Annotated in this window: 16 protein-coding genes and 3 pseudogenes; 12 read left to right on the top strand and 7 right to left on the bottom strand. The window is 55.1% G+C overall.

Annotated features, from left to right (window positions below):
- Positions 1–59: 59 nt before the first annotated feature.
- From ACYZT6_RS25790 to ACYZT6_RS25745, 10 genes are all read left to right on the top strand, one after another.
- Positions 60–1,442, top strand: a complete 1,383-nt coding sequence (locus ACYZT6_RS25790; protein WP_462029153.1) for a TolC family outer membrane protein — start codon at positions 60–62, stop codon at positions 1,440–1,442.
- Positions 1,443–1,508: 66 nt separating this feature from the next.
- Entirely contained in the window at positions 1,509–3,677 is a 2,169-nt protein-coding gene (locus ACYZT6_RS25785) for a type I secretion system permease/ATPase (RefSeq protein ID WP_462029152.1), read from the top strand.
- A gap of 42 nt (positions 3,678–3,719) precedes the next feature.
- Positions 3,720–4,877: an HlyD family efflux transporter periplasmic adaptor subunit gene (locus tag ACYZT6_RS25780; protein WP_462029151.1), complete on the top strand. Its 1,158-nt coding sequence runs from the start codon at positions 3,720–3,722 to the stop codon at positions 4,875–4,877.
- A gap of 154 nt (positions 4,878–5,031) precedes the next feature.
- The gene (locus ACYZT6_RS25775) at positions 5,032–5,553 is read left to right on the top strand and encodes a fimbrial protein (protein ID WP_462029150.1); all 522 of its coding nucleotides are present in this window, start codon (positions 5,032–5,034) and stop codon (positions 5,551–5,553) included.
- Between the two features lie 80 nt (positions 5,554–5,633).
- Entirely contained in the window at positions 5,634–6,374 is a 741-nt protein-coding gene (locus ACYZT6_RS25770) for a fimbrial biogenesis chaperone (RefSeq protein ID WP_462029149.1), read from the top strand.
- A gap of 20 nt (positions 6,375–6,394) precedes the next feature.
- On the top strand, positions 6,395–6,913 hold the full coding sequence (locus tag ACYZT6_RS25765) for a FimD/PapC N-terminal domain-containing protein (protein WP_462029148.1): 519 nt from the start codon (positions 6,395–6,397) through the stop codon (positions 6,911–6,913).
- A gap of 22 nt (positions 6,914–6,935) precedes the next feature.
- On the top strand, positions 6,936–9,029 hold the full coding sequence (locus ACYZT6_RS25760; protein WP_462029147.1) for a fimbria/pilus outer membrane usher protein: 2,094 nt from the start codon (positions 6,936–6,938) through the stop codon (positions 9,027–9,029).
- 7 nt (positions 9,030–9,036) lie between these two features.
- Positions 9,037–10,359, top strand: coding sequence for a fimbrial protein (locus tag ACYZT6_RS25755; protein ID WP_462029146.1), 1,323 nt, complete (start codon positions 9,037–9,039; stop codon positions 10,357–10,359).
- The gene (locus ACYZT6_RS25750; protein WP_462029145.1) at positions 10,356–11,144 is read left to right on the top strand and encodes a fimbrial biogenesis chaperone; all 789 of its coding nucleotides are present in this window, start codon (positions 10,356–10,358) and stop codon (positions 11,142–11,144) included. Before ACYZT6_RS25755 ends, ACYZT6_RS25750 begins: the two co-directional genes overlap by 4 nt.
- 64 nt (positions 11,145–11,208) lie before the next feature.
- Positions 11,209–11,520 carry a hypothetical protein gene (locus ACYZT6_RS25745; protein ID WP_462029144.1) on the top strand — a complete coding sequence of 104 codons (312 nt, stop codon included), beginning with the start codon at positions 11,209–11,211 and terminating at the stop codon, positions 11,518–11,520.
- 251 nt (positions 11,521–11,771) lie between these two features.
- On the opposite strand, the pseudogene ACYZT6_RS25740 reads toward ACYZT6_RS25745, so the two are convergent.
- The 7 genes and pseudogenes from ACYZT6_RS25740 to ACYZT6_RS25710 all read right to left on the bottom strand — a co-directional run.
- Positions 11,772–11,907, bottom strand: a pseudogene (locus ACYZT6_RS25740) (DUF6890 family protein); the annotation flags it as partial.
- 212 nt (positions 11,908–12,119) lie between these two features.
- Positions 12,120–12,231, bottom strand: a pseudogene (locus tag ACYZT6_RS25735) (putative toxin-antitoxin system toxin component, PIN family); the annotation flags it as partial.
- A pseudogene (locus ACYZT6_RS25730) lies at positions 12,217–12,382 on the bottom strand (ribbon-helix-helix domain-containing protein); the annotation flags it as partial. The pseudogenes ACYZT6_RS25735 and ACYZT6_RS25730, both read right to left, overlap by 15 nt.
- A 124-nt stretch (positions 12,383–12,506) precedes the next feature.
- Positions 12,507–14,180: a bifunctional protein tyrosine phosphatase family protein/NAD(P)/FAD-dependent oxidoreductase gene (locus tag ACYZT6_RS25725; protein ID WP_462029143.1), complete on the bottom strand. Its 1,674-nt coding sequence runs from the start codon at positions 14,178–14,180 to the stop codon at positions 12,507–12,509.
- A gap of 60 nt (positions 14,181–14,240) precedes the next feature.
- Complete coding sequence (locus ACYZT6_RS25720) at positions 14,241–15,119, bottom strand: MBL fold metallo-hydrolase (RefSeq protein WP_462030016.1); 879 nt, start codon at positions 15,117–15,119, stop codon at positions 14,241–14,243.
- A gap of 544 nt (positions 15,120–15,663) precedes the next feature.
- The gene (locus ACYZT6_RS25715; RefSeq protein ID WP_462029142.1) at positions 15,664–15,903 is read right to left on the bottom strand and encodes a hypothetical protein; all 240 of its coding nucleotides are present in this window, start codon (positions 15,901–15,903) and stop codon (positions 15,664–15,666) included.
- Between the two features lie 442 nt (positions 15,904–16,345).
- Positions 16,346–16,672 (bottom strand): Tn3 family transposase, encoded by a 327-nt coding sequence (locus ACYZT6_RS25710; RefSeq protein ID WP_462029141.1) that lies wholly within the window; start codon positions 16,670–16,672, stop codon positions 16,346–16,348.
- A gap of 868 nt (positions 16,673–17,540) precedes the next feature.
- On the opposite strand from ACYZT6_RS25710, the gene ACYZT6_RS25705 reads away from it, so the two are divergent.
- Together ACYZT6_RS25705 and ACYZT6_RS25700 are read left to right on the top strand one after the other, a co-directional pair.
- Positions 17,541–20,075, top strand: coding sequence for a Tc toxin subunit A (locus tag ACYZT6_RS25705; RefSeq protein ID WP_462029140.1), 2,535 nt, complete (start codon positions 17,541–17,543; stop codon positions 20,073–20,075).
- Positions 20,021–24,103: a Tc toxin subunit A-related protein gene (locus ACYZT6_RS25700; protein ID WP_462029139.1), complete on the top strand. Its 4,083-nt coding sequence runs from the start codon at positions 20,021–20,023 to the stop codon at positions 24,101–24,103. Before ACYZT6_RS25705 ends, ACYZT6_RS25700 begins: the two co-directional genes overlap by 55 nt.
- Positions 24,104–24,126: the final 23 nt, after the last annotated feature.

Here is a 24,126-nt window from a genome sequence, read left to right as displayed (position 1 = left end):
TCGAAGACGAATTGGCGCTTACCCAATTTAGACGTGTGCTATTTGGCTGGGATCTCTATATGCGTAGTTATATAAGGGTGTCTTCTGCGTGCCCGCTCATCACTGAAAATGACGTTAAATGTATTAAACCTCCTCTTAAGGTTGCACTCTCTGGTGTGTTGTTGGCGTTGATGTTTCAATCGATGAACCTGCCGGCCGCCCATGCAGATATCTCACCGGCGATGGAAGTTACGGATACCGCTTTCATCACACCGGAAGCGGCGATTATGTTGGCTTTTTCACGCAGTCCCGCCTTGGCCCAAGCGTTTTCGCTTATCAAAAAAGGCGAGGCGCGCCAAGATGAAGCCCTGAGTGCCTATTACCCGCAACTCAGTTTGGCCAGCAGCTATGGTCTGCATGATGAATATACCTACGGGCCCAAGCTGAAACAGCTGATTTATGATTTTGGCAAGACGTCTGGGGCCATTGATAATCAAACATTCCTGACCGAGTCTTACCGTGATGATCTGATGAAGACCATCACCGAGGTGACCGGTAACACCTTGCTGGCGTATTCCAGCGTCAAACGTTATCAGGAGATCATTGCGGTCACGCAAAAGATGATTGACTCGTTGGAGACGGTGAAGTCGACTGCCGAATTACGCCTGGCGTCTGGTTTGAGTTCATCCGCCGATGCACTTCAGGCGGCGACGCGTATTGCCGCGTTTAATACCACACTGGAGCAATACCGCAGCCAGTTGGAGAACGCCAAGGTTAGCCTGGCGCAATTGACCGGCAAGCGTGCCCAAACCCTCGCCGAGCTTCCGCAGGCGTTAGCCCTTGAACTGGATCGGCAGGCCGATAAGGTTGATTACGGCTCTATTCCGTCAGTGCGCTCAGCTGTTGCACAAGTCAAAGCGGGTGAGGCTGTTCTTGGCGCTACCAAGGCGCAACACATGCCGAGCATCAGTATGGACGCCGCCCGGCTTCGTCAAAACCAGCCCAACATCAACACCCGCGCTGGCTGGGACAATCAGGTGGGCGTCTCGGTCGATATCCCGCTGTACCAGGGGGGAGCCATTTCGGCGCGAGTCTCCCAGGCGTACGAGGACCTTGAGGCCTCCAAGGCGTCGGTGAATCAAGCAATGCTGGAGGCCGAGCAAAGGACCGCCACCGCCGTGAGTAACTGGCGCGGCGCGCAAGCACGGTTGCAGAGCAGTCGTTACCAGGTCGATATCGCCACCCGCACCCGCGATATCTACCGGGAAGAATACAAGCTGGGCGATCGCAGCCTCACCGACATGTTGAGTGTGGAACAAGACGTTTTTCAAGCGCTCAGCAACAGCGCCTCAGCGAAATTTGATCGCTATGACGCCGTGATCAACTTCGCCGTTATCCAGAACACCTTATTGCCTTTACTGGGCGTTGACAGCCCGTCAGGCCAGGCATTGCCCAATCTTTAACGGTGCTCAGCGTTTAGCTCGGCACCCGAACTTATAAAAGATTATAAAAAAGAGTTAAGGATTTATATGAGCGACATTGGCGGCAGTATCGATATCAAGAAATGGATCGCGGCATTTGCCCGGGTGTCCGCTTCATATGGACATCCGGTGGACGATCAGTATTTGCTCCAGCAAATGACTTGGCATCAAGGTGCAACGTTTGAGCAGAAGCTCCTGCGTTTGTCAGCGTTGATGAATCTGCAGGCGAAAATAAAGAACCCCACCAAAGTGCATGTGAGCCCCCAACGGGTTCCGTTTGTCGTGGTGCAAGACGATGGTCAACTGGCGGTCGTGGAGTCGGTCAACGGCGACGGCGGGCTGAGCTTTTGGCTGACCGATGGCAGCGACCTGGTCAACGAATTACCGGCCGACGAATTCTGGGCGCGCAGCCGCGCCATGGTGGTCCTGCTCAGCCCTGCGCTGCGAGGGCGAGACGCGCGGGTGGATGAGTTCGTCAAACCCTATGAAAAGCATTGGCTGGCCCAGGCCTTTCGCGGGATGGGGCACAAGATTGCCGAAGTGTCCCTTGCCTCTCTGGTGAGTAACGTACTGGCCCTGGCGGGTATCCTGTTTTCGATGCAAGTCTATGACCGGGTGATTCCCGCCGAGTCGTATAACACGCTGTGGGTGCTGTTTATCGGGGTGCTGCTCGCGGCGGTCTTCGAGTTTTTCATCCGCATGGCCAGAACGCGGGCGTCCGATCTGATGGGGAAACATGCGGATCTGAAAATATCCAGTTTTCTGTTTGCCCGTGCCATGGTGATCCGCAACGAAGCCAGGCCCAAGTCGACCGGTTCTTTCATCTCGCAGATTCGCGAAGTGGACCATGTCCGCGAAATGATCACCTCCAGTACCGTGGGGGCGGCCGCCGACATGCCGTTTGTGCTGATCTTCATTGCCATCATGGCCATGATCGGTGGCCCGTTGGTGTGGGTTCCGTTAGTGGCCATTCCGCTGGTGGTCATTCCTGGCTTATTGCTGCAGTGGCCGTTGAGCAAGTTGTCGCGCCAGGGCATGCGTGAGAGTGCCTTGCGCAGCGCGGTGCTGGTGGAAACTATCGAAGGTATTGAAGACATCAAGGCGTTGCAGGCTGAACCCTACTTTCAACGAGTATGGGAACAGAACCACGAGGTCAGTGCGGACATTGGCATCAAGCAGCGCATGTGGGGCGCCATGTTGTCGAGCTGGGGCGGGCTGGTACAGCAATTATCGTATTCGGCGATGCTCGTGATGGGCGTGTATTTCGTGTTAAAGGGCGAGATGACCACCGGTACGTTGGTGGCGTGCAGTTTGCTGTCCTCAAGGACGCTGTCGCCACTGATGCAACTGACCATGGTGTTTTCCCGTTGGCAGCACGCCAAGGTGGCGATGAGCGGGTTGGATGAGCTGTTAAGAAAGCCGATCGACGTGCCGTCTGAAGATTCGCGGGCGCACTGTCCGCACTTGTTGGGCAATTACCAGCTCAAGCAGGTGCAATATGCGTACGACTACATGCAATCAAAAAGCGTTTTGGCCATCGATCATTTGAATATTGCCCAAGGCGAGCGTATCGCCATTCTCGGGCGAGTCGGGGCCGGTAAATCGACCTTGCTCAAACTTCTGGCCGGGCAAGGTGTGGCCACCCAGGGCAAGGTCACGCTGGATGGCGTGGACCTGAGTCTGATCGACCCGGTGGATGTTCGTGCGCAGGTCGGTTACCTGGGGCAGGACGCGCGACTGTTTTTCGGCTCGCTCAGACAAAACCTGCTGATGGGCCACCCCCACGCCACCGAGCAGGAGATGCTTGATGCCCTGGCGGTCAGCGGTGCCCTCACCATGCTCAAGCAGGATGCCTCAATCCTCGATCAAGTGGTTCATGAAGGCGGCAAGGGGCTGTCTGGCGGGCAGAAGCAAATGGTGCTGCTCAGCCGCATGTTGTTGCGCAACCCCAAAATCGTCCTGATGGATGAACCGACCTCAAACATGGATGAAGGCCTGGAGCAACAGGTCCTCAAAAAGATCGATGAGTGGGTCGCCGGCAGAACTTTGGTGGTCGTGACCCATCGTTCTGCCCTCTTAAAGATCGTCAATCGCATCGTCATTGTGGAGGACGGACGCATTATCGACGACGGTCCGCGAGACAAAATTCTCACCAAATATGCCGCTAACGCCGTGAGCGCGGTCAGCCCCGTGGCGCCCTCCGAGATGGCTAAATAGTGTGACTCCAATAATTGGCAGGTGTGAGTTATGAGTAATGTAGTGGCGAGTGAATTGATGGCGTCGGACACGGTTCGACCGTCCTGGATTATCTGGTTGTCGTTCCTGGCGCTATTGGCGTTTGGCGCGTGGTCGTATGTTGCATTGCTTGATGAGGTCACCGTCGGGGCGGGAAAAGTTGTTCCTGCCGCTCAAGAACAGATTATTGAAAGTCTGGACGGCGGGATTATTTCGCAATTGCTGGTCAAGAAGGGCGACCTCGTTAAAAAAGGTCAGGTGTTGGTTGAGCTGGATCCAGACTACTTTGAGTTTACCGTCAAGGAAGCCAGCGTGCGTGTCGTCGCGTTGCGGGCCTCGATTGAACGGTTGAACGCTGAAATCAATAAGAAGCCTCTGACGTTCAGTCACGATGTCCAAGCCGATCCGGAGCTGGTCAAGCAGGAAACCGAACTGTATACCGCGCGCAAAGAAGGGTTTGAGGCCACCGTGGTCGATCTGAAAAAGACCATGGCGCTCATCCGCGCGGAACTGGCCATGACCGACCCCTTGATCAGCAAAGGCGCGGCCAGTGAAGTGACGTCCATACGCTTGCGTCGCCAGCTGTCAGAGCTGCAAAGCAAAATCAATGATGTGACCAGCAACTATTTTGTCCAGGCGCACGAAGCGTTGGTCAAAGCCAAGGCTGAGATGGAAGCGCAAAAGGCCATCATGTCGGGCCGCGAAGAGCAGCTTGATCGAATGGTGCTGATGTCGCCCGTGGATGGAATCATCAAAGAGATTCACGTGACCACGCTGGGCGAGGTCCTGAAACCTGGCGAAAAACTCATCGAGATTATCCCGCTGGGCGGCGAGATCCTGATTGAAACCAAAATCAATCCTCGGGATATCGCCTATATCCGTCCGGGCCTTGCGGCCAATGTAAAACTCACTGCCTACGACTCTTCCATTTATGGGGATATCAAAGGCGTGGTCGATATCGTTTCCCCCGACACCATCCGCGATGAGGTTCAACCTGACCAGTACTTTTACCGGATATACGTGCGTACCAGCAGTACTTCGATAAAAAACAAAGCGGGCCGTGAGTTTCCCGTGATGCCGGGCATGGTCGCGAGTGTGGAGATCAAAACCGGCGCCAAGACGGTGTATGACTATTTGCTCAAGCCGTTGAACAAGTTCAAGGAATCGCTCAGAGAGCGCTGAGTTTGCGCCTTTATCACTGACGCGAAGGAGGTGCATATACCACCCAGCCAAAGAACGCAAAACAGGTGAATAAGTTTGATATTCCGACAAAGAGCCTGGCTGATTTCCGACTTGAACCGGTTAAGCCAATGCTCAATTACAAGAGGATGTTGAAATGAAACGTGCCGCGTTAATCATTGCGATGACTGCACTTCCCCTGGTGACCTTTGCGGCGAGCCAAAACACCCTCACCTTCAAGGGTGAGGTGGCCTCGCAAACCTGCCAAGTGTCCATCGACGGCAGTTCTGCCACGGTTGTGTTGTTGCCGACGGTCTCCGCACAAAGCCTCAACAAGAAGGACACTACCGCAGGTGAGACGACGTTCAGTGTGATGCTCAGTGATTGTGCTGCGCCCAAGCAGGATACGCCCATCCTGACTCGCTTTCAGGGTTCGAACGTGACGGAGGGCGGCAATCTGGGTAATACCGGCACCGCATCAGGGGTGGCGGTGCAACTGCTGGACCCTAATGGCGAGCCGGTGCGCTTGTCCGGGCTTACTTCTGTCGAAGGACTGGTTCTAAAGCAAGACAGTACCTCTGCCGACAGCACCTTTTCTGTTCGTTACATAAGTGAGGGGGGCAAGGCCACCGCGGGTTCTGTGACCGCCACCGTGCAGTACTCGATCAGCTACTTGTAAGGCATCAACGCGATACTGCCGACCTGGTTTGGGGTCGGCAGCTTGATGCTCTCTCAGACGTTTGGTGGAATGAATCCGTTATGACTTACCTGATGCGATTGAGCGTTTACGCGTTGTTTGTTTGCGCCATGGTCTTTGCCTCACCGGCTTTTTGCAGTGTGGTGTTGGTTGGGACCCGAATCATTTATCCCGCGTCGGTTTCTGAGAAAAGCCTGCAGTTCAACAGCCAGGATGCCTACCCGAACCTGGTGCAGATCTGGGTGGATAAAGGTAATCCACAATCGAAACCGGAAACGGCCGATGCGCCCTTCGTTGCGACCCCGCAGATATTCCGGATGAACCCGAACGCCGGGCAACTGGTGCGTCTGGTGTACACAGGCTCAAATTTGCCGGCCGATCGGGAGTCGGTTTTTTACCTCAATTTCATGCAAATGCCGGCACTTAAGGCAAGCCAGATGACTTCCAATCTGTTGCTGATGGCGGTCACCAGCCGGGTGAAGGTGTTCTATCGCCCGGCCGGCCTTAAAGGCAATGCCGATGGGATTGCCAATGCCCTCAAATTCAAGCTTCAAGGTAGCGGTGCAAGTGCACGTATTCAGGTTGAAAATAACAGTGGTTTTCACGCGGTCATCAGAGACGCCAGTCTGGTGGGGGGAGGGCAAACGATCCCGCTGGTGTCCAGTGTCATGCTTTCGCCGAAAAGCACCGATTCCTGGCCTATTCCTTCGCCAACTCAGCCCATCCCCTCCAGTCGCCGGCTGCACCTCACCCTGGTCAACGATTTAGGTGCGGATGTTGTCAGCGAGCTTGCCTTTGAGTGACGGTTTAGAGCGGTTGCGGTATGGGTAATGGTCTTGAGCCACACGCCTCTGGCTCCAGTGTCTGCTGCCCGCGTTGTCTTGTCATTGCCTGTCTGTCTGCGTTCGCGGTACTGGGTCTTTGCGATGTCCGGGCGCAAGCCTCTCCCACGCCCCCAGCAGTCTCCAGCGAGGAGTATCAGTTTGATGAAAACCTGTTATTTGGGGTCGGATCCCTGGCGCGTTTCAACAAATCCAGTGCCGTGGAGCCAGGCCAGTACACGGTCGAGTTGTATATCAACAATAATTTTGTGCAGCGTGCAGAGGTCCGCTTTTTTGACGCGCCCGACAAGGAGGTCCAGCCGTGCCTGCCCGCGACCTTGCTGGAAAACGCTGGGGTGTTACGCAGCGCTATTCAGGCCGGGACGAGCGAAGACTGTCCGCTCTTGGCGCAGACGGTTAAAGGAGCCTCTTTTACCTTCGATCTGGGCACCCTGCGATTGGACTTGAGCGTACCGCAAAGTTTGATCAATCGCACACCCCGCGGCTACGTCCCCCCCTGACCGTCTGGACAGCGGCGCAACCATGGCGTTTATGACCTATAACCTCAACCATTACCATGTGACGCGTACGGGCAGTCACTCCAGCCGCACGGACTTATCGCATGCGATGCTCGGCAGTGGGTTGAACATGGGCTTGTGGCGATTACGCCACCAAGGCAACCTGCGGTACGATGCCCAAGGCATGGAGTGGCGCAGCACGCGGCTTTATGCGCAACGGGCGGTGCCCAGTCTGCAGAGTGAGTTGACGGTAGGGGAGGGTTACACCTCGGGACGATTTTTCTCCGGGGTAAGCTATCTCGGTCTGGAGATCGGCTCAGACGATCGAATGCTGCCTGAATCCATCCGCGGTTACGCGCCGACGGTGCGGGGCATTGCGCAAACCAATGCCCAGGTCAGCATCCGGCAGAACGGTAACGAGATCTACCAGACCGTCGTATCCCCCGGACCGTTTGAAATCAGTGACCTCTACGCCACTCACTACAACGGCGATCTGCAAGTGTCCGTCCTGGAAGCCGATGGCCGTCAGAGTCGGTTCATCGTGCCGTTTTCTGCTGTCTCGGAGTCCTTACGCCCCGGTCTCTCACGCTATCGCTATGCGCTGGGGCGCACGCGGGACACGGGCGTGGATACGGCGTTCACTGAATTGACCTACCAGCATGGCCTGAACAATGCAGTGACAGTCAATAGCGGCCTACGCTGGGCCCAAGACTATCAAGCCTGGCTGGTCGGTGGCGTGTATGCCAATTGGCTCGGTGCCTTTGGCCTGGACACGACCTATTCGCAAGCGAATGTGGTGGGGGAGGGGGCCATGAGCGGCTGGATGTCGCGACTGTCCTACAGTCGTATGTTCGAACCGACCCATACGCACCTGACCGTGGCCGGTTATCGTTATTTCAACGCAGGCTACCGGGATTTTGGGGATGTGTTGCAGAGCCAATCGGCCTACATCAACACGGGAACCGCCGTGACGCGCTACTTGCCGCACTCACGCCTGGACATTTCGGTGAATCAGGATCTGGCCGCTTTCGGCTCGGTGTACCTGTCCGCCTCGATGCAAAACTACCGCGGGGGACACGGCCGGGACACCCAGCTGCAGGCGGGCTACAGTCAGACCTTCAGCCATTCGGTCAGCCTCAACCTGTCGGTTGCCCGTCAGACGACGGGAGCGACGCAGTTCAATGATACGAACAGTTCTTTCGCTATGCACAGCAGTGATTCCATCGACACTGGATTTAGCGATAGCCTACGTACGCCAGGCACCACTGAAACGGTTTTTTTGCTGTCCGTTTCCCTCCCGCTGGGCAGCCCCTCGAACCCGCTAGCGCCGATCCTCAACAGCGCTTTTAGCCACAGTGCCAGCTATGGCGATGTGTATCAAAGCTCTCTGTCGGGTGTTTCGGGGGAGGATCAAAGCCTAAGTTATGGCGTCGGTGTCGTGCATGATGTCGAGCAAGCGCAAAACACCCTCAGTGGCAACCTGCAAAAGCGCTTGCCCAAAGGCGCCGTTGGACTGAGTGGATCCAAGGGCCCGGATTACTGGCAAGCCTCCGCCAACGCCCGGGGCGCCTTGGCGGTACACGGCGGTGGGGTGACGTTTGGTCCTTATTTGGGAGAAACCTTTGCTCTGGTACACGCCAACGGCGCTGCCGGTGCCAAGGTCATCAATGGCCAGGGCGCGCAGATCGACGGGGGCGGTTTTGCGCTGGTGCCCTCATTGACCCCTTATCGCTACAACACCATCGCAATCAGTCCTGAAGGTATGGATGAGAACACTGAACTGGAAGACGGCCAACGGCGTATCGCCCCGTTTGCCGGCGCCGCGGTCAAAATCGATTTTGTCACCCGCACAGGTGCGGCCTTGTTGATCAAGGTGCATTTGGCGGATGGCCAGCCCGTCCTCATGGGCGCCGATGTCATCGATGAGCAGGGCCGTGTGGTGGGCATGATGGGCCAGGGCAGCCAGGCCTATGTTCGTAGCGAGCAACCGCGCGGTCATCTCACGCTACGCTGGGGCGAAGGGGCTGAGGAGAGCTGTGCCATGGCTTATGACCTGCAAGGGCTCGACGTCAAACAGCCGTTGCTGCGTCTGGATGCAGAATGCCGTCCCCAGGAGTGATGACTTGATGCCCAGCCTTCTTGTGCCCTTGCTGATGATGTTGAGCGTGCTCTGGAGCGCACAGGCGCATGCTCTGTGCGAGCAGGTCTATAACGGGTTACAGACCAACGACGGCAGTTCGGCACAGATCAATGCGGGCAAGATCAACCTGACGTCCACCCGCCTACAGCCGGTGGGGGTGTTGTTGGCCAGTGCCGTGGTCAGTGCCGTCAACGCGCCGGGAATGAGTGCCGATTCGGTGCTTTGGCAGTGTGACCTGGCGGACAAAGACCAGCTCTATGAACTGTTCGCCACCAACGGGGCAGAACGGGTGGGCGGTTACTGGGAAATTGGCGACGGTGCGGGAGCCTCTACAAGCGATGGGCTGCCGGGCTATTTTGCGACCTATTTTGCCTATGTCGGTCTTAAACTCACCCATTTGAATTCAGGCAAGGCCTTTGCCCGTTATTGGCAGCAAAGTCCGATCACGCAATATGATGTCGTGGGGCAGAAAATCCAAATCAAGGCCAAACACCTGAGCATGGTCCAGGCCGAACTGGCACGGGTCTCGGCTATTCCCCCGTTGGGAGGCAGCAGTAGCGATCATTGTGCCGGCCTCGCTCAACGAAAGGCCAACAGCACCTCCCGTTATACTTGTCCTGTGCCCAATGCCTATATTCAATTCAAAGGACCGGGGATTGTCTCCGACGCGGCCGGCTCCGATGCCAATACCAATCGTGCTTTTCTGGGCGCGCGCAATGGTGTGGCGTTCGGCCTGCGCAACGCCGCCTCCATCAGCTACGACGCCGCCTGTACGGTTAGAACCGTGACACCGGTGGTGACTTTCATGCGTGTGACGGACCATCAACTCAATGCCGGGCAGACCAGTGAAAGCGATTTCTCCATTGAGCTTGAGTGCAATGATGTTGCCCAGAACGCGGTCGCCGCCGAGAACCTGTTTGGCATTCAGGTGTCGCCCAATGCCTATGAGCAAGCCCTCAAGCTGGGGTTGGTCACCGCAGATGGCGCCGTAACCTACCTGGTGTCCACCGGCTACGGCAGTGACCCTGCCATTGCCACCGGAGTCGGCATCCGCTTGCGTCACAATGGGAGCGGTACGCCCATGAATTTTGTCGGCCAGACCGGGGCGCCCGTCAGTCTGGAGGGCCGCCGTGGAGCTGGGGGGTGGTACCCCATTGGAGAGGGGCAATCAAATGACGCCTCCCGATCGGGGACGTATTTTTACACCCAGTCCATCACGGCCATTCTCTCGGTGTTACCGGGAATGACGGCGAAACCGGGAAAAATCGATGCCGTGGCCGTGGCCGTGGTGTTGGTGAAAGTGCAATGACCTGCCTGCGACGGATGATGACTGGCTTCCTGCTGGTGTCCGTGTGGGGCGCGAGCGCGGCCCTGGAAGAGGCTAACGCGGGAGTCATGGCGCAAAGCACTCGAGTGATTTATCTGGAGGGACAAAAAGAACGGACGCTGATGGTGGCCAATACCAATGCCTATCCCGTGTTGGTGCAAGTCTGGGTCAACCGTGGCGAAGAAACACTGGCACCGCAGTCGACACTGACCCCGATGATTGTGTTGCCTCCCGTGTTTCGCTTGCAGCCGGGTGCCTTGCAGGGCGTGCGGCTGATGTTCAACGGCGATCCATTGCCTGGGGATCGCGAATCGGTGTTTTGGCTCAATCTGTACGAGGTGCCCCCGACGCGGGCAAAAGCGCCGAGCATGGCCGCTAAAATCGCGGTTGCCATGAATACTCAAATGAAGGTCTTCTACCGGCCGAAAGCGTTGGCCACGACCGTTAACGACCTTGGCTCGGCGCTGCGCTTTGGACTGCAAAAATCAGCCAGCACCAGCTGCCTGATGGTGCGCAACCCGACGCCCTATCACGTGTCGTTTGCCTCGCTGGGCCTGCTTAAACGCGGCCAGGAATTGCTGGTCTCGCCCGCTCACGACATGATGACGCCGCCATTGAGCGAGAGATGTTACGCCTTGCCCCAAGTGCACAGTTTCGAGGCCCCCAACAGCCAGGTGCGATTTACGTTGATCGATGACGCTGGGCATGCTCGGGAAGGGACTGCGCCGATGTCGTTGAGCCTTCCCCAAGTTGGGGACGAGGACTAATTTTAGATCCCTTTGTCATCAGTATTGTCAGCTTTGCCATCGGGATCGAAGTGCGCGGGACAGGATGACCACGCACTTTGTATCCATGCTGAACGGCAACGACTTATGGTTGAGCAGGTCCAGCGCTTCGCCGGCCACGCCCAGGCGTTCAACGGTGGCCAGCGCGGCGTTCTGGTTGAGGGCGGAGCCCGGGGATTTGCTGCAGGGCCAAGCCCATGCCGTTCAGCCCCGCCAGGCCGACGCCCATTTGTTTGATGCGTTGCTGACCCTGTTGGCTCACCTGGTTGAAGCTGTGGTTGACCAATGGTTGATTGACTCGGTCAACCAAGCGCAGCACAAAGTCAAGTTTGCGGGCGGCGGAGTGCTCATGCGGTGATTGATCCTGAGGAATATTTTGTGACGAATCAGCCAGGCAAACCCCTGCAGCGGATGTGTACAATTCACCCACCATCCCCGTGCGCTGACTGGTCGGTGCGGGGGTGGGAGGAACGATCTAAGGGCGCACTAGACGGCTCAGTCCATGTCCTATGCATGGTGAAAAGCATGCCCCATCGCTGATTCATCTAGTGCGTATTGTTCCTTAAGGCAGAAACCACGATTTAACCCGGTGCACATCGGGTTTTTTTCGCCTTTCAGTGCCATGGCAATGCCATTGGCCACCGCGATGCCATGCGCTCCAGTGCTCATCTGTCAGCCACTTGGCCGTGCCCAGGTTGTCCGCCGTGGGCTCAGCACCCGGCAGCCAGCGCTCGATCAGGGCCATCAACTGGCCCAGGCCGTTCTCGCTCAGTCGCTTTGCACGGTCGAGGTTTTTTTATGACGATCTCCACGTCCGAGCTCCTCAAGCAGCATACCGGCCAGTTGCATGGTGAGTACCAGGTTAAGCACGAGCGGGACGCAGTGCCGCCGACTGCTCGGCCTGGACCGGCCTTTCAACAGATGGACGGGGCCACTTTGTTGTTTGGGGTGACAGCGTGTGACTATCCGCGTGCGCTCGATATGCCCGCGTTGTAAGAGGCCTGCGCGGCGGTCATCGGTTATCAGGTAGTCCGTGCATGGCCAGCCAAAAGGAGTCATCCGGATCATCAACTGCGTCGGTCAGCTTTGTCTTCACTCAGGGGGGCGTTAGTGGCCTTGGCCTGTTCGGCGTTCAGTTCCAGGATATGTGCCCGCACCGCTTCTTCGATGAAGCGCGACGGGTCGCCCTTACGGCCACCGCCTTGGCTGGCCAGAAATATGCGAAGTGATTGGTCGGTGTCGGTAGAGACAGCGACGCTTCAGCGAGTGGTGTTCCAAGGTCGATGCCCTGAAGCCGGCCGGATGCGAACGAATCTCCAAGAGATTGCCAACTGATGAGCCACCTTACACTTGGGGATTACGCCGCCCGGGTGCACAGAGCCACTCGTGCCCCTTCAGCATGGCGTCCCAATAGATGCGTGGCAACGCCTCGGACTTGAGATGCCACGCCAGTCGGGAAGGCCTGCGACCATCCAGCAACCACCTCGGAAAGGTTGGCAGAATTGTTCCGCCATAGCCAAATTCGGCCAACACAATTTTGCCGCGTTCAACCGTCAGAGGACACGAGCCGTACCCATCGTAAACAGCCTGCAACGGATGACCATCCAGGCAGGCGAGCGTGTTCTCTGCCACGACGGGGGCTTGCTTGCGTGCAGCGGCAGCTGTCTTGGCATTGGGGGTGGAGCTGACGTCACCGATGGCAAAAATATTGGCATAGCGCTTATGGCAAAGCGTCTCCTGGTCAACCTCTACCCAGCCTGATTCGTTTGCCAGCGTACTGTTGTGGATGAAATCAGGCGCCTTTTGCGGTGGGCAGACGTGCAGCATGTCAAAGTGCTGAGCATGCTCAACCGTCTGTCCATTGGCATCGGTTCGGCTGAAGGTGGCAACACGTTCGGGCCCATTAACGGCCACGAGGGTCGATCCGAAATTGAGCTGAGCACGATAGCGTTCGACGTACTCCATCAGTGCTGGCACGTACTCGGGAACGCCAAACAGAGCTGGAGCAGAGGTGTGAAACTCAATCCCGATCGCGCTGAGCGCCCCTTGACGACGCCAATGGTCGGCGCAGAGGTACATGGCTTTTTGCGGAGCGCCTGCGCACTTGATGGGCATGGGCGGCTGGGTAAATAACGCGTGCCCACGGCGCAGCGTTTGAACCAGCTCCCATGTGTAAGGGGCGAGGTCGAATCGGTAATTGGAGGTCACGCCGTTTTGGCCGAGCGTCTCAGCCAAACCGGGAATAGCATCCCAATCAAGTTTGATGCCAGGGGCGATGACGAGGGCCCGGTAGGTCAGTTGACGACCGCTATTGAGCGTTACCAGATTGCGTTCAGGCTCAAACGCTGCGGCTGAGGCTTTTTCCCAAATCACCTTGTCTGGAATAAGCGAGGCCATCGGGCGCCGGGTAAACTCCGGTTTGAATACCCCAGCGCCTACCATTGTCCAGCCCGGTTGGTAATAGTGCGATGTGGCGGGGTCTACGATGCATATCTTCAGGCCTTCTCGACGCCTCAGAAGGCTCGTGCAGGCAGCAAGGCCGCCGGCACCCGCACCGATAATCACCACGTCGTAGCACTGCACTTGCAACGCTTGTGTGAGAGGCCTTTTCCCTTCCAGGCGCGGCCGTAATTGAGAGACGTCAAAACCAGCTTTGGCGGCATCGGACAGGATGTCATCGGGCGAACGCGTGCCCGCGAGCGATAATGCCCACAGCGATGTCGATCTATGGCCTGTGCGGCAATACGCCAATTGTGGACCCGCTAAGGTGTCCAGTGCCTTGGTAAATGCAGTAATGCTAACGTCATCAATCTCGCGACCAACCGGAATATAGGCAAATCCCATATTGAGCGCCGCTGCCGCTGCGGCGATCTGCGCCGCTTTAGGCTGGTCAGGCTCCTCGCCATCGGGACGATTGCAGACCAGGCTTCTCACACCCTGTTGGTAAAGCGCCGGCAGATCCTCTACGTGCAGTTGGGAGGAGACGAAGAGGTCATTGTCTAGACGTATGCTGTGCATGGGGGGGGGTCCTGGCAAGACTCGTCCGTAGCCAGCCCCATCGAGGTTGGCCCGCCGGAATCAAAACTGATTGATGGGTAGCTTCAGGTAGCGAACGCCATTCGCTTGCGCAGCCGGCAAATGCCCCGCCTGCAGGTTCACCTGGATGGCGGGCAGCATCAGTTTGGGCATGGCAAGGGTTGCATCACGGCTATCACGCAGGGTGACAAACTCCGCCTCGCTGACACCGGTGTGCACATGGACATTCTGTGTGCATTGCGCCCCGACAGTGGTTTCCCAGCGGTATTCTTCACGTCCGGGCGCCATGTAGTCATGACAGAGAAATATTCTAGCCTGCGCCGGGAGGGTCAGTAGTCGGCGAATGGATCGATACAACGCAGTGCTGTCTCCGCCCGGAAAATCGCACCGCGCCGTCCCATAGTCAGGCATGAACAATGTATCACCGGGGAAGACCGCATCGCCGATCACATAGGCCACGCAGGCGGGGGTGTGGCCAGGAACGTGAAGGGCACAAGCCTTGAGGGTGCCGATCTGAAAGACGTCTCCGTCCTGAAACAGCCGATCGAACGCCTCGTCCGGCTCGTTGCCCTGCGCTGGATCATTGAAGATTTTCCCTAAGAATTTCTGGATTTCGGTGACGTGCGCACCGATTGCAAGTTGGCCACCCAAGCGCTTCTGGAGCACCGGCGCCGCAGAGAGGTGGTCGGCATGAACGTGGGTTTCCAGCAGCCACTCAACCTTGAGGTCGTTCTGATGAACAAAGTCAATCACGGCATTGACGGACCGCTCATTCGCCCGTCCACTGACATGATCGAAGTCAAGAACACTGTCAATGATTGCGCAGCTATCGCTGGATGGGTCTCTCACTACATGGGTAATGGTGAACGTTGCTTGGTCAAAGAATGAGGTCACGACAGGAGCGCAAAGCTCTTGGGACAGCACTCTTAAGACGATCTTCCTTGCTTCATCGAGTGCAGGATCCTGGCTATGATTCACGATGATGTCACCTCCATGGTGATGTATAAACAATCCATATTCCCTACGCTAGCGGATGGCGTTTGGCAGCTCAAGCACCTGAAGTTGGCAATATTGCAACTGAATGTTGATCGCTCTGGTTAAGTTTGATTGCGCTGGATGCTTGGCAAGAAAACCAGGCAGAGCGAAAGGGGCAGCATGCGTCTGGCCCAGCCAGCTACCCAGCCCCACCCAGTCAAGACATGGAGCCCCACTTAAATTTAATTGGCGCCGTTCAGAACGTGCTCGAGCCCGTGTGGGTGGTAGCGATGGCGCTCAGCGTATTAGAGCGGTTGGTCGGGCGCTGCGCACCGTCGCGCGGGGTCGAAAAATGACCTGTTTGCCGGTGACGGTGCCGGTGGAGAACGAGCGGCTGTGATTTACAGTCTGGTGGCCACGGCCAATTAAAATGGGTTAAATCTTGCCTGGTAAAATGCTCAAGCAAATGCCACGAAAACTTAGAGCAGGGCTAAGCCGTTTTTTCAGGATCGATAGGGGTGGGGTAATGGGGCTCCAACATAACCGCACACGCCTCAAGCAAATGGCCATTGATGAGATCCAGGGCTTGCATAAGCAAGGCCTTCTGTTGCTCATCCGGCACGGTGGGTAATCCGCTTCGTAGGTTTTCGCGCGCTTCTCGGGTAAAGGCCTCAAGCGCTTCGCAGGCCTGCAATACTTCGAGCGTCGCAACGTATGTTGTGGTAGTCAACGCTGTTCCTCATCCTGGAGCTGTCGATGTTTTCTTCCTTGAAAACGAGTGGTAAGCCGCTGAATAAAGCCTGAGCAAACGTGCGAAACCAGCGGCGATGGCGATCTCTTTTATTCAAGCAGTAAGCCGGCAGCTTTGCAGCCCCCGCAGAAGGTCTGCGTGCCGCTGGGTTTCGATTGCCTGCCGAACGCGACCTCTTTCCCCAACCAAACGGTTTAAAATGATCGGTGCTGCAAGTGGTGAGCGTAGCGACAGGTTCTCATCAGGTCCAGCACGCGCCGGGGTCATCGGTTAGACGCAGTCACAACAGTGTTCTCCTGGGGCCGTGGAAAAGGAATAATCCGTTCCCAGATAACTATCCCAAAATGGGTATTTTTCAGGCCCATGTGCGGATTCCATACCCCCGTGGACGAAATTACACGCGCACTTAGACGGTCATCTTTCACCGATCCGTCCCCAAGCTCGAACAGGCCCCACGGCATGCTCGACTGGTAGACAACCCGTTTGACGTTGGCGTCGAGCAATGTTCCGCACGCAGGAAGTTCTGCTTTACCCCATGCAGTCGCTGCCAGGTCAGGGCCGGTAGTTGATGTTTGATCATGGGCTCCAATCTGCTGTTGCAGGCCTGTGCCAGCAGTACCGCGCAGAGGCTGACGATCAACTCTTCGACCTGGGCATTGAATTCACTGGCGTGGGGAAAGGCGTCAGCAAAGCCGGCATGGGCCTGATCCTCAACAGCAGTTCGGTAAGCCCCCGCTGGGCAAAGCATCTACCTGTCGTGAAAGTTATATCAGACTGGAGTTACCTGATGGTGAGGGGGCCATTCCAATCACCGCATCCTGAGTGAACTCATTCGCACAGTGCATGCCGAAGCGTCGACGACGGCGGCACGCAGGATGACGCCCTCAACGATGCATCATCGCGCAGGACCATGGCGACCAAGGCTGTCAAGCCACCCGCGGCGCTCTAGATTTGCCCATGCACATGGACTTCTTTATTCAGCAGGTTCAAGGGTAACTTCTCCACCGTAATGCCGATGTAAAAAGCGATGCGTTTCTCGCCTTCGTTACACTCCGAAACAGGCGGCCTACAGACAGCCTACAAACACAGCAGCGATTGTCTGTTAGCCTCGGTCGTATTGAAGTACGAGATGTTGTAGCCCTGCGGGTTACACTAAGTGTTTTTGGCTAGTCATCAGCCTGTTCAGTGGGTTGTTTTTACTGGCGGCCATCTCTGTCCGGTTTTGATCGAGCGGATTAATCGAAGCCGCCTGTTCGCAAAATAAATGGTGGGAGTTTTAATCATTGGGTATTCGCCGCTAAACCGACCTTGCAGGGCCTGGTCGCTATCTACAAGCTTTGGCTTGAGTCGCTTGTGGAAACAAATTGATCCTTGCGTTTTTAATCGGTACGCGCCAATCGTGAATTAAATGCCCAAATAAACCCTTGAGATCAAATGATTGAACACCCGCCTCAATTCATGGCAATCTACTTTCGGAGTTGTCGAAATAAATCCTCGCGAAAATAGAATTCGCTTTTGAAGCAAGACGCGTCTGATTGAGGTTGATCGAGCTTGTCGCAATTCGACTTGGCTTGCCATTAATTTAAACCGCACAAGAACCCATAAAAGGATTCTCAATGACCATCATTGCCTCGGAAATTGTTTCGCCTGTCGAAAACGCAGCATGGAGGTGGGAGAGGCTGTTCGAGCAACTATCGCTACCCAAGGACGTGTGCGAGAACATTCAAGTAAAACTCAATGACGCGCACCTAACGTCTGTGTTTATGATTGCGCAATTTGAAGAAGATCGATTTGTAAGGATCTACACCGCTGCTCTTGGAGGCTGGGCCCGCGATATTTATCGTGCTGCGCGCCTGCTTGTGACTCAACACCAACATCAGCACCTTCTGGAGACCATTCACGATCGAAACGATTCCCCAGCGGACACGTTGACGCGTTCAGTGACCGGAGGGGCTCCTTTCGCGCTGACATTTCAAACGCTTTTCAACGAATCGTGGCCCAGTCTTTGTATTCCAGGACAAATCGAGGCATGGGACTCTCCTGCCGCCTATCTGCTCTCGCTTTACCGAAACGTCGCAAAATGCGAAACGATTGAGCCCACACAGGATCCTGTGGTATTTGACGCGTTGTCACTGGCACACCGGCGCCGTGATTTAAACGCCATCATACTGAGTGCCGAGCAGTTAAAGACGTCGACTCAGGCTTTGACCTTGGTCAATCCTCTACTCGAACAAGCGATACTCAACAAAACCTCGCACACGGATGTAGCAACGCTCTATAAAGGCTTGGCGACCACTTATTATCCAATGCCACTTCCGTTCCACTTGCCCTATACGCAAGTGAAACAGGCGCTGCAGGAAAAGAATATTCATTTGGGCGATGTTGTCTCTCTGATGACCCCCTTGTCAGGCTGGGGGGCGGACGATGAAATGTCGATGGTCGGCTATCTGGAGTGGAGCCCGCCAGAGCATGCCGTGTGGATGGTCGAGGAAAATAACAATGATTACATTGATCCCCTGCTACGGCCGACAGACCAGGGAGTTGCATTAATTACCTTTTGCCGTGTGACCGGACTCGCTCGGCGGGACGTGGAAGAATTGCTCTGTCTGCAGGAGTTTGCTTTAAGCGATCAAGAGGGCGCTTCGTCTCTTGAAGGCAGGTACTACATTACCGGCACCAGAGGAAAACCAGTCACGCTGATAACAACAGCGGATGGGCAAGCGTTTTTGCAATGCACAGATCAACAAGTGCTGCGCATGCTTCAAATGATACGACTGCATCAATTGCTTGATGCCCCTTACGGGCAATTAGATGCGCTGCTTTCAGTGTGCTTTAAAAATTATATAATGTCGCGCAAAAGATTTGAGGTCCTGCATGTGCTGGGCCTATTTCGCTACTTAAGTCGAAAATGTGCATTAACCTTGGAACTCTTTATTGTCTTGCTAGGCGGCTCGCTGTCGGTCGCGACCCCGCAAGGTCTGCCCTCATTCTTTGACCGAATTTTTAACACAAAGGGGCAATTTGAACAGCGGCTAAGCCACACGTCATTGCCAGCGAATGCCGAACAATTAAAAATATGCCCTGCAAACATCATCAGTCAATTGTGTGCCGGTATTGGGGTGAATGCCGTGACACTCACCGAACTGGCATTGCATCTTGATAAAGGTAGCACTACATCGTCGCCAAGCGGTTTGGCGTATTGCTCGCGACTTTATGCTTTTTCCAAGCTGTCAGCACTTTTCGGGCTAAAACCGCAAGAACTGTTGATCGTATGTGGTTGGCGGAACTGCAATTTGCTAGCCCACTCACTTCAGCCTGAGGAGGCGGTTGACATCCTTCTCCGCTTAGACACCGTCGTGTCATGGCTACGTCAACAGCAATGGACAGTGGCTGAACTGCAGTCGATTTTGAGCGCTGATATGGCAAAGCTGGATTCTGATCGGCCGGTGATTCTATTCCTTGAGAAGCTTGCCACATTGGCCCCTCAGCTCTCAGATGATGCCGCCTGGGATAAAGCGATCATCCAAGCGGTGGCTCATCTGGTTTCGGTTTCACCGGATAGGGTTCCCTTGTTATTGAAAGCGATGGGCCAGACAACCGAGGCATTCAGGGCATTAGCGACAAGCGCCATTGACCCAGATAAAAACGTACAACAAGAGGCGATCGCCAGCGGGGTGGCATTTACCTGTAAGTTTATGCGTTATGCCGCAGCAATATCCCTGTGCGGGATGAGTGCTGCAGGCGTAGAGGCCTGGGTTAATCACCCCGACTGGTTCGTTTGTTGGGACTCCCAACTTTCCTTCGACGCCATGTATTCCATGCGAGCGTTTGTCCTACTGCTAAATGCGATCAATACGTCAGAAGCACAGGTCTTAAGTTATCTGAGTAATGCCAATAGCGAATCTGCAAACGATTTGAAGGCAGCCTCTACATTATTACCCCTGGATCTCAGCAGCGAACCCCGCACGTCACGAGAGCTTCTAATGTTGTCGCGGGCGCATACATTGGCCGAGAAAACCGGGCTGTCGGAGGCCGCTCTGAATCAACTTAAGGGCTTGCTGACAGAGTTGGCAGATGTTGAAAAAACATATGAAGCGTGGCAATCGATCGCAAACCAACTAATCGCCAGTGTTTCACATCGCCCGGATTAACAATCAGTTGTTATTGCAATGATGTGCGGGTGCCGCCACTCATCTGTTATATGGTCTTTTTTATTGTTTGGAGCCTCACTATGCCTCAGCTATTTCAGGACGCGATCAGCTGCGCGAAGCGCGATGCATTGATCAGTTACTACCTCGGCAAGAACATCGCCAACAACCCTGCCGTGCGGACAGCCGAAGACCTCTACGATTACTTGCTGATCGATCCACTTGTTCACAGCAATGTCGTCACCAGCGAGCTGGGCGAGTCCATCGCCAGTGCACAGCAATATCTCAATCGCGCGATGAAAGGATTGGAGCCCGCGCTCAGCGCCACGCCGGATGAAGTCACTGCCTGGCAGCAGAAAAATAGCCGTTACGCCGTATGGGCCGGCTATCAGCAATTGCGCGCTTATCCAGAAAATTATTTGACCCCGACCTTGCGTCTCAGCAAGACGGAACTGTTTTCTGCATTGGAAATACGTTTAAGCCAAGGACGAATCAGCGATGATGGCGTTCAGGCCGCCGTGCTGGATTATTTGAACCAGTTCGAAGAGATTAGCAATCTGGATGTCGTCAGCGGGTACCAAGACGGGTTGAGGGCTGATAAAGACGACATCTATTTTATTGGCCGCAGCAAAAAAGGTCCTGACAGTTACTACTGGCGCTCACTGAACATGGACCTCTCTTCAGACGGCGCCATCCACCCGGATGCTTGGAGTGAGTGGAAAAAAATCGAAGGCTTGTCGGCAGCGACACGTGGCTCAGTGCAACCCATGTGCATGAATGGACGTTTATATGTTCTCTGGTGTGAAGCAACGGAACACAAAGAGACGGCGTTGACGAAAGAGGCCAGTAAGCCTTTGAGCTACAATCTTTCTGTAAAGCTGGCATTTAAGCGTTTCGATGACAGCTGGAGCGCGCCCCAAGAAATCCACAGTGACGTTTACGGTCAGCAGCCACAGCGGTTGATCGCAGTGAAAGATGTTACCGATTCCAATAATACATTTTTACGGCTTGAGGTCTATGGCGCAGAAGATGTTGCGTTGGTTGGAAAGACGTTCGACGCCTTGCTAAACTGCATCGATGCTAAAGAGAAAATAAATCTTTGTGAAATTTACCAATCGACCAGTATCCAGCATCCTTACAATAAGTCTACCGTTAGCTATACGCTCACGGGTCAAAGTAGCGTTAATGTCAGAAAGTATCCACTCTTCGTTCCGGCAAATTCTTTGAATCTTCAGTTACAGATCGACTACTCAGTCATCGATACTACCCTTCACATTACCCCTTTTTTGAGTTCAGGCCCTATCTGGTATATTGAGCCTACGGAGGTCAAATATAGAGTTTGGATTTTGAACCCAGAAAAAGCGGCGGAATTTACGTTGACAATGGAAGAGCTTAGAAGCGGCTCTAGAAAAATACCAATTAGCCTGGAGAGGGAGGACGAGTTCCAAAAGCTGTTTCATTCAGTCACCTATACCCTAACCTTTGCTCAAGGCTTGGGGCCGAGCAGGGAGCCAATGGAGGTCGAAATCCTGCAGTGTGTGGATATACATTATTTAAAAGCGAATTCTAACTCAAAATATTCCATTCGCGTGGACGATCAATTCATACAGACCTTGGTGTCCGCTGCAGAAGATCGCCAGCGGCCACCGATTCGTTTGAACACCTTGTTTGCCAAAGAGTTGATCCGTCGTGGCGAGAACGGCATTGACGGGGTCATGGCCGCCGCTCATGTGGCTCAACCCGGTGAGACTATCTCTGAGATCACCACAGCGCTGGATTTCAAAGGTGCCAATAGCTTGTATTTATGGGAGCTGTTTTTCCATATGCCTTTTTTGGTCGCACATCGATTGAATCAGGAACAACGGTTTGAGGACGCGACCCGATGGTTACACTACCTCTTCGATCCGTCATGTGCTTCCAGGCCGTGGAACGGACGCACGTTGATAGACATCAGCAACGGTGCAAATTTTATTGCAGATGATCTTACCGACCCTAATGCCCGTGCCATGGCCGACCCCACTTTGTATCGCAAAGCGGTGTTCTTCAGCTACGTAAAAAACCTCATCGATCAAGGCGACGCTTGCTACCGTGAGTTAACGCGTGACGGTCTGGCTGACGCCAAGCAATGGTATAAACAAGCTCTGGCTTTATTGGGGCAACAGCCCGATGAGAACCGCGCACCGCGTTGGATACCTCAAACCACGCAAGAGGCTTTCGACAAGGATTGCTTGCTGCGCCTAAACGAGAAGGCCGACGGTCAGCTGCATACGGGGATTTTCGTTCTGCCGCGTAATGCGGCTTTGCATCTGTTTTGGACACAGCTCGAAACGCGTTTATTCAACCTGCGCCATGGTTTGAATATCGATGGGCAGCTATTGTCGTTGCCATTGTTTGATGCTCCTGTGGATCCGCTTGCACTGCTGGCCTCTGGGCGTGGCGAAGCGAGCTCAGGCCGGCCGGGAGGCCCGGGACAACTGAACGTGCCCCATTATCGATTTGCGGTCATGATCAACAAAGCCAATGCTGCGGTCGAGATGCTAATGCAGTTGGGCAACGCCTTGCATAACGCACTCGAGCGTAAGGACAGTATTCACCTGGAGGTGTTGCAGCAGGATCAGCAATACAATTTGTTGACGCAATTCACTCTCGGCATTCAGGAAGAGTCCATTGCGTTGAGTGTCGCGAGCCAAGCGGCTCTGGAGGTGAGCAAACAAGCGGCGCAGCTGCGTGTGGATCATTACACGTCGTTGGTGGAGCAAGGACAGTCTGGCGTAGAAATTGCGGCGCTGGCAATGCACGGCGCTGCCATTGCCGGCTCAGTCGCAAGCACCGCCCTCAGATCGGCCGGCGGCATTGCCGATTTGGCCCCCAATGTTTTTGGGCTTTCAAACGGTGGGATGCGCTATGGATCGGTTCTGTATGCCGCCAGCACCGTTGTTGAGGTGGGGGCATCGGTACTGTCACAAAGCGCTTCTATTATGGAAATGTCGGAGCAATATCGCCGCCGTCAAGCCGAGTGGACGCTGATGCGTGATCAGGCCATTAAGGAGGTGGCGCAGATTGGTAAACAGCTCGACGTGGAAAAACAACAGCAAACGATTCAGCAAAAACAGCTGCAGCAGCTCACGCAGCAGCAGAGCCATTTAAAGGAAACACGCGATTTTCTGTCTACGCGCTTTTCAGGCGAAGCGCTATATCAATGGATGACCGGGCAATTATCAACGCTGTACTTCCAGGCTTACGACGGCGTGATGTCTTTATGTTTGTCCACCGAGGCGGCTTGGCAGTACGAAACAGGTGTTTTCGATGGCCCACGCTTTATTCAGCCAAGCGTCTGGAATGATCGTTACCATGGAATGCTGGTGGGAGAGAGCTTGAAGATGGGCCTGCAACGTCTGGAGCAAGCCTATTTGATGCGCAATCAGCGTAAGTTGGAGATTGTTCATACCGTATCGCTTAAAGCCTTGCTGGAGGGCGAGGGCCAGAGCGACTGGAAGACAACTCTACTCAACCAAGGAACATTGGGTTTTGTGTTAACAGAGCGTCATTTTGCTGAGCGCTATCCCGGCCACTATCTACGCCAAATCGCCGCTGTTTCGGTCACGTTGCCCGCCCTGGTAGGTCCTTACCAGGATATACGAGCGGTGCTGTCACAAATCTGCAGTGGTTTCGTCACCCAGCCCGAAATTGAAGGCGTTCAATATCTCCTCGATAAAACGGGCAATTCGTCTTGGGTGCAATCCAACCTGCGAGCTCATCAGCAAGTGGCGCTATCAACAGGCATGGATGATAGCGGTGCGTTTCAGCTCAGCTTTGGCGAGGAGCGCTATTTGCCGTTTGAAGGCACAGGTGCCGTCTCGTCCTGGCAATTGTCCTTCCCCAACCATCGATGCGATGACCAGCAAAAGATGCTCGCCTCACTGACCGACATCATCGTCCGTGTTCGTTATACGGCACGTGATGGAGGACCGGACTTTGCAACGAAGGTACAGGGCCTTCTCGCCAAGCCCGCACCGGACTTGCTGAGTTAATGATCGCGAACTGATTTCCAGCC

The sequence above is a fragment of the Pseudomonas sp. RT6P73 genome, from assembly GCF_054897715.1.
Note: the sequence above shows the minus strand (reverse complement) of the source record. Positions and strands in the feature narration are given on the sequence as shown.

Coding starts and splice junctions, on each gene's coding strand:
- ACYZT6_RS25755 (WP_462029146.1), top strand. CDS start 9,037: ATGCCCAGCCTTCTTGTGCCCTTGCTGATGATGTTGAGCGTGCTCTGG.
- ACYZT6_RS25725 (WP_462029143.1), bottom strand. CDS start 14,180: ATGCACAGCATACGTCTAGACAATGACCTCTTCGTCTCCTCCCAACTG.
- ACYZT6_RS25750 (WP_462029145.1), top strand. CDS start 10,356: ATGACCTGCCTGCGACGGATGATGACTGGCTTCCTGCTGGTGTCCGTG.
- ACYZT6_RS25745 (WP_462029144.1), top strand. CDS start 11,209: ATGACCACGCACTTTGTATCCATGCTGAACGGCAACGACTTATGGTTG.
- ACYZT6_RS25790 (WP_462029153.1), top strand. CDS start 60: ATGCGTAGTTATATAAGGGTGTCTTCTGCGTGCCCGCTCATCACTGAA.
- ACYZT6_RS25770 (WP_462029149.1), top strand. CDS start 5,634: ATGACTTACCTGATGCGATTGAGCGTTTACGCGTTGTTTGTTTGCGCC.
- ACYZT6_RS25765 (WP_462029148.1), top strand. CDS start 6,395: ATGGGTAATGGTCTTGAGCCACACGCCTCTGGCTCCAGTGTCTGCTGC.
- ACYZT6_RS25775 (WP_462029150.1), top strand. CDS start 5,032: ATGAAACGTGCCGCGTTAATCATTGCGATGACTGCACTTCCCCTGGTG.
- ACYZT6_RS25705 (WP_462029140.1), top strand. CDS start 17,541: ATGACCATCATTGCCTCGGAAATTGTTTCGCCTGTCGAAAACGCAGCA.
- ACYZT6_RS25760 (WP_462029147.1), top strand. CDS start 6,936: ATGGCGTTTATGACCTATAACCTCAACCATTACCATGTGACGCGTACG.
- ACYZT6_RS25785 (WP_462029152.1), top strand. CDS start 1,509: ATGAGCGACATTGGCGGCAGTATCGATATCAAGAAATGGATCGCGGCA.
- ACYZT6_RS25710 (WP_462029141.1), bottom strand. CDS start 16,672: ATGCTTTGCCCAGCGGGGGCTTACCGAACTGCTGTTGAGGATCAGGCC.